Source organism: Rhodoferax sp. (assembly GCF_014859475.1).
Lineage (GTDB): Bacteria > Pseudomonadota > Gammaproteobacteria > Burkholderiales > Burkholderiaceae_C > Rhodoferax.
In genome coordinates, this window is record NZ_JACUUE010000086.1 from 1 (window position 1) to 10,450 (window position 10,450).

Below are 10,450 nucleotides of genomic sequence, written 5' to 3' on the forward strand. Positions count from 1 at the left end.
TCGCCGCGCTTCGCTCGCGATGACGGTTCAAGGTCCGTGTGCGGTATCGGGCCGGGTACGGATGGCTCGCAATGACTGTGCGCTATGGCTGCGTTCAGGCTTGTTCCAGAAAGCGCTGTGCGTCCAAAGCGGCCATGCAGCCCGTGCCGGCGCTGGTGATGGCTTGGCGATAGACGTGGTCCTGCACGTCGCCGGCTGCAAATATGCCGGGCACGCTGGTCTGGGTGGCAAACCCCTGATTGCCGCTCTTGGTGATGAGGTAGCCGCCGGCCATGTCCAGCTGGCCCTGGAAAATTTCGGTGTTGGGCGCATGACCGATGGCAATGAAGCAGCCCTTGAGCGTGAGCTCTTCGGTGGCCCCGGTGTTGACATTTTTGAGGCGCACGCCGGTCACGCCGCTGGCATCGCCCAGCACCTCATCGAGCGTGCTGAAAGTTTTAAGCTCGATCTTGCCGGCAGCCACCTTGTCCATCAGCTTGTCGATCAGGATGGGCTCGGCACGGAACTTGTCGCGGCGGTGAATCAGATAGACCTTGGCGGCGATGTTGGACAAATACAGCGCCTCCTCGACGGCGGTGTTGCCGCCGCCGACCACGCAGACGTCTTCGTCGCGGTAGAAAAAACCGTCGCAAGTGGCGCAGCCTGAAACGCCCCGGCCCATGAAGGCTTCTTCGGAGGGCAGGCCCAGGTATTTGGCCGAGGCACCGGTGGCCAGAATGAGCGCGTCGCAGGTGTAGCTGCCGCTGTCGCCGGTCAGGGTGAACGGACGTTTGGAAAAATCGACCTTGTTGATGTGGTCGAACACGATCTCGGTCTTGAAGCGCTCGGCGTGTGCCAAAAAGCGCTGCATCAGGTCCGGGCCCTGCACACCATCGACATCGGCGGGCCAGTTGTCCACCTCGGTGGTGGTCATGAGTTGCCCGCCCTGGGCGATGCCGGTGATCAGCAAGGGCTTGAGGTTGGCGCGTGCGGCGTAAATGGCGGCGGTGTAGCCGGCCGGGCCGGAGCCCAGAATCAAAACCTGGGTGTGTCGGGTGTCTGTCATGTTAAAACCTTGGGTTGTAGGGGCTTGCGCCGTGTATATTAGGCTCGAGTTTAAAGAAAACGGAAATGACTTATTCACTCAATACTTTTAATCCTTCCGCGGCAGAGGATGGTCTGGCGCGCACCGGGCTGGTCCGTTTTGCCAATGAAATTGGCTTGATCCTGGGTTTTGTGGCGTTGACACTGTGGATCATGGCGCTGCTCACCTACACCCCGCAGGATCCTGCCTGGTCCACTTCGGGCACGGTGGCGGTGCCGCTCAATCTGGGGGGGCAATTGGGCGCCTGGATCGCAGATGCCAGCTATTACTTCTTGGGTTTCTCGGTTTGGTGGTGCGTGGCGGCGGGAGTGCGGGTTTGGCTGAGTGCCTTGGCCCGCTGGTTGCGTGGCCAGGCGCAGATGGCGCGTGAAGACGCCTCGACCACTTCAAAGCTTAGCGCGAGAATCCGCTGGCATATTGCTTTCTGGAGCGGACTGGCCCTGCTGCTGGGTGGCAGCGTGATGCTGGAATGGTCGCGTTTTTACAGCCTGGAGGCCCAATTGCCCGGCCATGTGGGTGGCGTTCTAGGGTTCTGGCTGGGGCCGCTGGGCGTGCATTGGCTGGGGTTCGTGGGGTCGGCCCTGGCCGCCATTGTGGCGGGGGTGCTGGGTTCGGCACTGGTATTCAGGTTTTCCTGGGGCCAGTTGGCCGAGCGCCTGGGTGCCTGGCTGTATTCGAAGATTGAAGACCGGCGTGAGCAGCGTGAACTGGCGCAGGATTTTTCTTTGGGCCAGGAAGCGGCGCGGGCACGCGAGGAAGTTCTGGTGGAGGAGCGCCAGGAGCGTCAGGAGCATCCAGCCAAGACCATTGTGATCGAGGCCCCGGTGGTGGAAGTGCCCAAAAGCACGCGCGTGGCCAAAGAGCGCCAGAAACCGCTGTTCCAGGAAATGCCAGATACCAAACTACCCCAGGTTGATTTGCTCGATGGCGCGCTGTTGCGTCAGGAAACTGTGGCCCCCGAGACACTGGAGATGACCAGCCGCCTGATCGAGAAAAAGCTCAAGGACTTTGGTGTGGCGGTGACCGTGGTGCTGGCGCAGCCCGGCCCGGTCGTTACACGCTACGAGATCGAGCCAGCCACCGGTGTCAAGGGTTCACAGATCGTTGGCTTGGCCAAGGACCTGGCACGCAGTCTGAGCCTGGTGTCGATCCGGGTGGTGGAAACCATTCCGGGCAAGAATTACATGGCGCTGGAGTTGCCCAATGCCAAGCGGCAAACCATCAAGCTGTCCGAGATTTTGGGCTCCAACACTTACCATGAGGCCAAGTCGCTGCTGACCATGGGCCTGGGCAAAGACATCATTGGCAACCCGGTGGTGGCCGACCTGGCCAAAATGCCGCACGTGCTGGTGGCCGGTACCACGGGCTCGGGCAAATCGGTGGGTATCAACGCCATGATTTTGAGCCTGCTCTACAAGGCCGAGGCGCATGACGTGCGCCTGTTGATGATTGACCCCAAGATGCTGGAAATGTCGGTCTATGAGGGCATTCCGCACCTGCTGTGTCCGGTGGTGACCGACATGCGTCAGGCCGCCAATGGCCTGACCTGGTGTGTGGCCGAGATGGAGCGGCGCTACAAACTGATGAGCAAGATGGGGGTGCGCAACCTGGCCGGGTTCAATACCAAGCTGGACGAGGCCAAAGCGCGCGGCGAATCCATTGGCAACCCGTTCAGCCTGACGCCAGAAGAACCCGAGCCGCTGGAGCGCCTGCCCCACATCGTGGTGGTGATCGACGAGTTGGCCGACCTGATGATGGTGGTGGGCAAGAAGATCGAGGAGCTCATTGCGCGGCTGGCGCAAAAGGCCCGCGCTGCCGGCATCCATTTGATTCTGGCCACCCAGCGCCCCAGCGTCGATGTGATCACCGGGCTGATCAAGGCCAACATTCCCACCCGCATTGCGTTCCAGGTGTCAAGCAAGATCGACAGCCGCACCATTCTGGACCAGATGGGTGCCGAGGCGCTGCTGGGCATGGGCGACATGCTCTACATGCCCAGCGGCACCGGGCTGCCGATTCGCGTGCACGGTGCCTTTGTCAGCGACGACGAAGTGCACCGGGTGGTCACTTATCTGAAGAGCCAGGGTGAGCCCAATTACATTGAGGGTATTCTGGAAGGTGGTACTGTTGACGGTGATGAAGATGCCATGGGCGAGGGCGGTGCGGGTGGCGAGAAAGATCCGCTGTACGACCAGGCCGTCGAAGTGGTGCTGAAAAACCGCAAGGCCAGCATTTCGCTGGTGCAGCGCCACTTGAAAATCGGCTACAACCGCGCCGCGCGGCTGGTGGAAGACATGGAAAAAGCCGGTCTGGTCAGTTCCATGAGCAACAGCGGCCAGCGTGAGATTCTGGTGCCCGCCCGCAGCGAATAGGCCTGAGTTACTGCGCCTTGCTTTCCATGAACAGGTTCCGTCATTGCGAACTATCCCCGTCATTGCGAACGCAGTGAAGCAATCCATGCACCCGGAAGTCATGGATCGCCGCGCTACGCTCGCGATGACGAAGTCTTGGTTCAAGGCCCGTGTGCGGTATCGGGCCGATACGGGAGGCTCGCGATGACGGTTCAAGGTCTGCGTGCGGTATCGGACTTGATACGGCTGGATCGCAATGAGCGCACGGCTTTGAAGTAGTTCAACAACACACAAAAGGACAGCCTTGAAACGTTTTTTATTGACGGCATTTTTAACGATGGCGTACGCCCACGGCGTCAGCGCTGGCGGCCTGAGCAGCCTGGAGACTTTTGTCAAGACGGTCAAAACCGGCCAGGCCACGTTTACCCAGGTGGTGACCTCGCCCGCCCGCGAAGGGCAGGCGCCACGGGTCAAGACCTCCAGCGGTCAGTTTGAATTTGCCCGGCCCAACCGGTTCCGCTTCGACTACGCCAAGCCCTTCGTGCAAACCATCGTTGCCGATGGCCAGACGCTGTGGCTGCACGACGTCGATTTGAACCAGGTCACAGCGCGCAAGCAAGCCGCGGTGCTGGGCTCAACGCCCGCCGCGCTGATCGCCTCGGCGGCCGACGTGCAAGCCTTGCAGGCTGATTTTGTGCTGACGGATGCGCCCGACCAGGACGGTTTGCAATGGGTGCTGGCCACCCCCAAGTCAAAGGACGGGCAACTGCAGTCGGTGCGGGTCGGTTTCAGCACCGCAGGCGAGCCCAATGCGGCGGCGACCACGCTGGCGGTGCTGGAAATACTGGACAACTTTGGCCAGCGTTCGGTGCTGACCTTTGCCGACTTCAAGGCCAACCCGCCCATGACGGCGAGCAGTTTCCAGTTCAGCACACCAAAGGGCGCGGACTTGATTCGGCAGTAAGCTGCTCAATGGGTAGATGGCCGATGGTCGGCGCAGATGCGCCACAATCACGGCCCATGAGACCTTCGCCACCTCAACACACACCGCTGGCCGAGCGCCTGCGCCCCAAAGCACTCAACGAGGTGGTTGGTCAGCAGCATTTGCTGGGCGAAGGCATGGCCTTGCGGCTGGCGTTTGAGTCGGGCCAGCCGCACAGTTGTATTTTTTGGGGGCCGCCGGGCACCGGAAAGACCACCATTGCAAGGCTCATGGCCGATGCCTTCGATGCCCGGTTCATCACCATCAGCGCGGTGCTGGGTGGCGTCAAGGACATTCGCGAGGCGGTTGAAAAAGCGCAACTGGCACAGCAGCAGGGCAGGCGCACGCTGGTGTTTGTCGATGAGGTGCACCGCTTCAACAAAAGCCAGCAGGACGCTTTTTTGCCGCATGTGGAAAGCGGCCTGTTCACCTTTATTGGCGCGACCACCGAGAACCCGTCGTTCGAGGTCAATTCGGCCCTGTTGTCGCGCGCCGTCGTCTATGTGCTGCAGCCCCTGACGCTTGAAGACTTGCAGAAAATAGTGCACAAGGCACAGTCAATGCAGGCCTTGCCCGCGATTGAGCCCAAGGCCATCGAGCGCCTGGTGGCCTATGCCGATGGCGATGCACGGCGCCTGCTCAACACGCTGGAAACGCTGGCGGTGTCTGCCACGCAGGAGCAGCGTGCCGACATCACCGACGTTTGGCTGCTCAAGGTGTTGGGTGAGCGCATGCGTCGCTATGATAAGGGCGGCGAACAGTTTTACGACACCATCTCGGCGTTGCACAAAAGCGTGCGCGGCTCTGACCCCGATGCCGCCCTGTACTGGCTGGTGCGCATGCTCGACGGCGGGGTTGACCCGCGTTACCTGGCGCGGCGCATGATCCGCATGGCCAGCGAAGACATCGGCTTGGCCGACCCGCGCGCGCTGCGCCTGGCGCTCGATGCGGCCGAGGTCTATGAGCGCCTGGGCACCCCCGAGGGTGAACTCGCGCTGGCCGAATGCGTGGTCTATCTGGCGGTGGCAGCCAAGTCCAACGCCGTTTACAAGGCGTTCAATGCGGCCAAGGCCTTTGTCAAGCAAGATGGTACACGGCCGGTGCCCATGCAACTGCGCAATGCGCCCACCAAATTGATGAAGGAACTCGATTACGGCAAAGGCTACCGCTACGCGCACGACGAAGCCGATGCCTTCGCCGCCGGTGCGCGCTACCTGCCCGACGGCATGGCCGAGCCAGGCTTTTACCAGCCGGTGCAGCGCGGACTGGAGATCAGGATTGCCGAAAAATTGCGCGCGCTCAGGGAGCGCAATTCGCAAGCGCGTTGAGCTGGCGCCAGATTTGCATGCAGGCTTTGTGGCAAGGGTAAACCCGGGCTGAAGATGCACCTTGATGGCGCATGTGCGTGGCTACAATCTGCCCACTCAAATACGTCGCTGACAGGCTGGCTGCCAGCACACCGGCAAGGCTCATAAGGCTACATAACGGGTCAGCACATGTGTTGATGCACCTACCGGCCAAAAATCGGAGAAAGAACAAGTATGGAAACCTTGATCCAGCAGATCATCAATGGTCTGGTGTTGGGCAGTATGTATGCCTTGGTCGCTTTGGGCTACACCATGGTGTACGGCATCATTGGCCTGATCAACTTCGCCCACGGCGAGGTACTGATGGTGGGTGCCTTGACCAGTTGGACCATCATCGGTTTGATGCAGGAGGCCATGCCGGGCGCACCGGGTTGGATCATTCTGCTGATTGCGTTGGTCATAGCCTGTATCGTGGCGGCCACGCTCAACTTCACCATCGAAAAGGTGGCTTACCGGCCCTTGCGCAACAGCCCGCGCCTGGCGCCCCTGATCACCGCCATCGGCATGTCGATTTTTCTGCAAACGGTGGCCATGATCATCTGGAAACCCAATTACAAGCCTTACCCGAACCTGATTGGCGGAACCCCGTACGAGATCGGCGGCGCGGTCATTTCGGTCACGCAGGTGCTGATTCTGGGTGTCACGGCCTGTGCTTTGGCTACCCTGATGTACCTGGTCAACTTCACCAAACTAGGGCGTGCCATGCGTGCCACCGCCGAAAACCCGCGCGTGGCGGCGCTCATGGGCGTCAAGCCTGACGTGGTGATTTCGGCCACCTTTGTGATTGGTGCTGTGCTGGCGGCCATTGCCGGTGTCATGTGGGCTGCCAACTACGGCACGGTGCAGCACACCATGGGCTTTTTGCCCGGCCTGAAAGCCTTTACCGCTGCCGTTTTTGGCGGCATTGGTAATCTGGCCGGTGCCGTGGTTGGCGGCATTTTGCTGGGCCTGATCGAGTCGCTCGGGGCCGGCTACATCGGCAAACTCACCGGCGGTGTGCTGGGCAGCCACTACTCGGACATTTTTGCCTTCGTGGTGCTGATCATCGTGCTCACCTTAAGGCCCTCGGGCTTGCTGGGTGAACGGGTGGCGGACAGAGCCTAAGGAGAACGAGCATGACACAACAAAAAAAGATCATCGCTTTTTTGCTGGCGGCCCTGGGTTTGCTGGTGCTGCCGATACTGTTGCAGGGTTTTGGCAACGCCTGGGTGCGCATTGCCGACATGGCGCTGCTTTACGTGTTGCTGGCGCTGGGGCTGAACATTGTGGTCGGCTACGCCGGCTTGCTCGACCTGGGCTACGTGGCATTTTTCGCCATCGGTGCCTATATGTACGCGCTGTTGGCTTCGCCGCACCTGATCGAAACCTTTCCCGCCATTGCCGCCATGTTTCCCGATGGTCTGCATTTGCCGATCTGGCTGGTGATCCCGGCGGCCGCCGGTCTGGCGGGGCTGCTCGGGGTGTTGCTGGGCGCGCCCACTTTGCGGCTGCGCGGCGATTACCTCGCCATTGTGACGCTCGGTTTTGGCGAAATCATTCGCGTCTTCATGAACAATCTGGACCACCCCGTCAACATCACCAACGGTCCCAAGGGCCTTGGCCAGATCGATTCGCTGAGCTTCTTTGGCCTGAGCATGGGCAAGAAGGTTGATGTCTTCGGTTTTACGCTTGCGTCGGTCTCCTTGTACTACTACCTGTTCCTGGCGCTGGTGGTGATCAGTGTGATCATTTCGCACCGGCTGCAACTCTCGCGCGTGGGCCGCGCCTGGATGGCCATACGCGAAGACGAAATTGCCGCCAAGGCGATGGGCATCAACACCCGCAACCTCAAGCTGCTGGCGTTCGGCATGGGTGCCACATTCGGCGGCGTCTCGGGTGCCATGTTCGCCTCGTTCCAGGGCTTCATCTCGCCAGAATCCTTTGCGCTGATGGAGTCCATCATGATCGTCTCGATGGTGGTGCTCGGCGGCATTGGCCACCTGCCGGGCGTCATTTTGGGGGCGGTGGCGTTGTCGGCGCTGCCCGAGGTCTTGCGCTATGTGGCCGGGCCGCTGCAAAACATGACCGGGGGCCGGCTTGATGCCTCCATCTTGCGCCAGCTGCTGATTGCGCTGGCCATGATCTCGGTCATGTTGTTGCGCCCGCGCGGTTTGTGGCCGTCACCCGAGCATGGCAAATCATTGGCGACCACCAAGAACTGAGCCCAGACGCTGGAAGCAAGTTTGCCATCAGCAAGCGACCCAGCTGAACTGACAGAACAAGGAATCACATGACAGACACCGTACTCAACGTGGCCGACGTTTCCAAACGTTTTGGCGGCCTGCAAGCCTTGAGCGACGTGGGCATCCAAATCAAACGCGGCCAGGTCTATGGCCTGATCGGTCCCAATGGCGCAGGCAAAACCACGTTCTTCAACGTGCTCACCGGCTTGTACACCCCTGACACCGGCACTTTTGAGCTGGCCGGCAAGCCCTACCGGCCTACCGCGGTGCACGAGGTGGCCAAGGCCGGCATTGCCCGCACGTTCCAGAACATCCGCCTGTTTGCCGAAATGACGGCGCTTGAGAACGTGATGGTCGGACGCCACGTGCGCACCCATTCGGGCTTGCTCGGCGCGGTGTTTCGCACGCCAGGTTTCAAGGCCGAGGAGGCCGCCATTGCCCAGCGCGCACAGGAGTTGCTGGACTATGTGGGTATCGGTAGCCTGGCCGACTACAAGGCCCGCACCCTGAGTTATGGCGACCAGCGGCGCCTGGAGATTGCCCGCGCCCTGGCCACCGACCCACAATTGATTGCGCTGGACGAGCCCGCTGCCGGCATGAACAGCACCGAAAAGGTGATGCTGCGTGAGTTGATCGACAAAATCCGCAACGACAACCGCACCATTTTGCTGATCGAGCACGACGTGAAACTGGTCATGGGTCTGTGTGACCGCGTCACCGTGCTCGACTATGGCAAGCAGATTGCCGAGGGCACGCCGGCCGATGTGCAGCGCAACGACAAAGTGATTGAAGCCTACCTTGGCACCGGAGGACACTGACATGGCCGAAGTTTTATTGAAAGTCACAGGTCTCAAAGTGGCTTACGGCGGCATTCAGGCCGTCAAAGGCATTGATTTTGAAGTGTGCTCGGGCGAATTGGTGTCGCTGATCGGCTCCAATGGCGCGGGCAAAACCACCACCATGAAAGCCATCACCGGCTCACTGCCCATCAGCGATGGCGACATCGAGTACCTGGGCAAGAGCATACACGGCCAGGGCCCTTGGGACCTGGTCAAGCAAGGTCTGGCCATGGTGCCCGAGGGCCGGGGCGTCTTCGCCCGCATGACGATCATCGAAAACCTGCAGATGGGCGCTTTCATCCGCAATGACAAAGCCGACATCCTGCAGGACATTGACAAGGTGTTCACCATCTTCCCGCGGCTCAAGGAGCGCAAGGACCAGCTGGCAGGCACCTTGAGCGGCGGCGAGCAGCAAATGCTGGCCATGGGCCGCGCCCTGATGAGCCGCCCCAAGGTGCTGCTGCTCGACGAACCCTCCATGGGCTTGTCACCGATCATGGTGGACAAGATTTTTGAAGTGGTGCGCGACGTCTATGCGCAGGGCGTCACCATTTTGCTGGTGGAGCAAAACGCCAGCCGCGCGCTGGCCATTGCCGACCGCGGTTATGTCATGGACTCGGGCCTGATCACCATGACCGGCGACGCCAAAACCATGCTGCATGATCCCAAGGTGCGGGCCGCCTACCTCGGGGAGTAAGGCTGGTAGATTGGCCTCTGTCCGGGCGTTCTGATTGTCAGGATAGAGAAACCCTGCCACGAGACGGTTTTTTAATATTTATTGACATTCCTCAAGCTTTAGACGGTCCCGGCGCTGCAAAGTAGCGTCTATGTTTACCGTAAATACCATTGATCCGGGCGCCCAGCCCCGAAATATTGCGCGTGGACAGTGTCTGCAGCAGCGCGGTGTAGCGCCCGACTGGGTCAGTTACATTGAAAGCGGTCGCGTTGCACTGGGCGTCCTGGAGCATGGCGTGATGGAACACCAGATTGGCGTGCTCGAAGGCCCCTGCTGGCTTGATGCCAGCTCGGCCGTGCTCAATTTGCCGCATCTGGTGGACGCATTGGCCGACACCCCGGTGCAATTGCGCCAGGTCAGCATGGACGATTTTCGCCAAGGCATTGCCGACCTGCCTGAAGCCGCTCAAGCCGTGTTGACCGACGTCGCCATGGCGCACCGCCACCAAACCGAGTTCGCCGTGAGCCGGCTGGCCAAGGATGCCGAGGCGCGTTGCGCCGAATGGCTGCTCAGCCATGCCCAGTCTGGCGCCCAGGGCCAGATGGCGGTGGAGTTGCACCAGCGCAAGCGCAGCATTGCGGTGCAACTGGGCATCGCCCCCGAGACTTTCTCGCGCGTACTGCGCCATTTGCGCGAGCAAAGCCTGATCAGCGGCTCGGGTCGCGTGCTCAACCTGGTCAACCCCAACGCCCTGCGTTCGCTGGCCGGCGTCTGACCCCAACCAACTTAATCCGCAGCGACGCCCCAAATCATGAAAGGGTAGCGTCATCGCGAGCCCGCCGTATCCGGCCGGAAACCGCACATGGACCTTGAGCAGAGACTTCGTCATCGCGAGCCATCCGTACCCGGCCCGATACCGCACACGGACC

The 10,450-nt window shown here is 60.8% G+C and carries 9 protein-coding genes; 8 read left to right on the forward strand and 1 reads right to left on the reverse strand.

All coding sequences use genetic code 11. The features are described from left to right. Positions 1–94: 94 nt before the first annotated feature. Positions 95–1,045: a thioredoxin-disulfide reductase gene (gene trxB / locus IBX54_RS08900; RefSeq protein ID WP_296542306.1), complete on the reverse strand. Its 951-nt coding sequence runs from the start codon at positions 1,043–1,045 to the stop codon at positions 95–97. A gap of 65 nt (positions 1,046–1,110) precedes the next feature. Here trxB and IBX54_RS08905 point away from each other — a divergent pair, with 65 nt between their 5' ends. From IBX54_RS08905 to IBX54_RS08940, 8 genes are all read left to right on the forward strand, one after another. Further along, positions 1,111–3,456, forward strand: coding sequence for a DNA translocase FtsK (locus tag IBX54_RS08905; protein WP_296542307.1), 2,346 nt, complete (start codon positions 1,111–1,113; stop codon positions 3,454–3,456). A 283-nt stretch (positions 3,457–3,739) separates the two neighbouring features. Beyond that, positions 3,740–4,399 (forward strand): outer membrane lipoprotein chaperone LolA, encoded by a 660-nt coding sequence (lolA, locus tag IBX54_RS08910; protein ID WP_296542308.1) that lies wholly within the window; start codon positions 3,740–3,742, stop codon positions 4,397–4,399. Between the two features lie 56 nt (positions 4,400–4,455). Then, complete coding sequence (locus IBX54_RS08915; RefSeq protein WP_296542309.1) at positions 4,456–5,745, forward strand: replication-associated recombination protein A; 1,290 nt, start codon at positions 4,456–4,458, stop codon at positions 5,743–5,745. Between the two features lie 213 nt (positions 5,746–5,958). Beyond that, on the forward strand, positions 5,959–6,888 hold the full coding sequence (locus IBX54_RS08920; RefSeq protein ID WP_296542310.1) for a branched-chain amino acid ABC transporter permease: 930 nt from the start codon (positions 5,959–5,961) through the stop codon (positions 6,886–6,888). 11 nt (positions 6,889–6,899) lie between these two features. Further along, the gene (locus tag IBX54_RS08925) at positions 6,900–7,985 is read left to right on the forward strand and encodes an ABC transporter ATP-binding protein (protein ID WP_296542311.1); all 1,086 of its coding nucleotides are present in this window, start codon (positions 6,900–6,902) and stop codon (positions 7,983–7,985) included. Between the two features lie 68 nt (positions 7,986–8,053). Further along, on the forward strand, positions 8,054–8,824 hold the full coding sequence (locus IBX54_RS08930) for an ABC transporter ATP-binding protein (protein ID WP_296542312.1): 771 nt from the start codon (positions 8,054–8,056) through the stop codon (positions 8,822–8,824). A 1-nt stretch (position 8,825) separates the two neighbouring features. Next, on the forward strand, positions 8,826–9,542 hold the full coding sequence (locus tag IBX54_RS08935) for an ABC transporter ATP-binding protein (protein ID WP_296542313.1): 717 nt from the start codon (positions 8,826–8,828) through the stop codon (positions 9,540–9,542). A gap of 130 nt (positions 9,543–9,672) precedes the next feature. Next, on the forward strand, positions 9,673–10,296 hold the full coding sequence (locus tag IBX54_RS08940; RefSeq protein WP_296542314.1) for a Crp/Fnr family transcriptional regulator: 624 nt from the start codon (positions 9,673–9,675) through the stop codon (positions 10,294–10,296). The last annotated feature ends 154 nt before the right edge of the window (positions 10,297–10,450 follow it).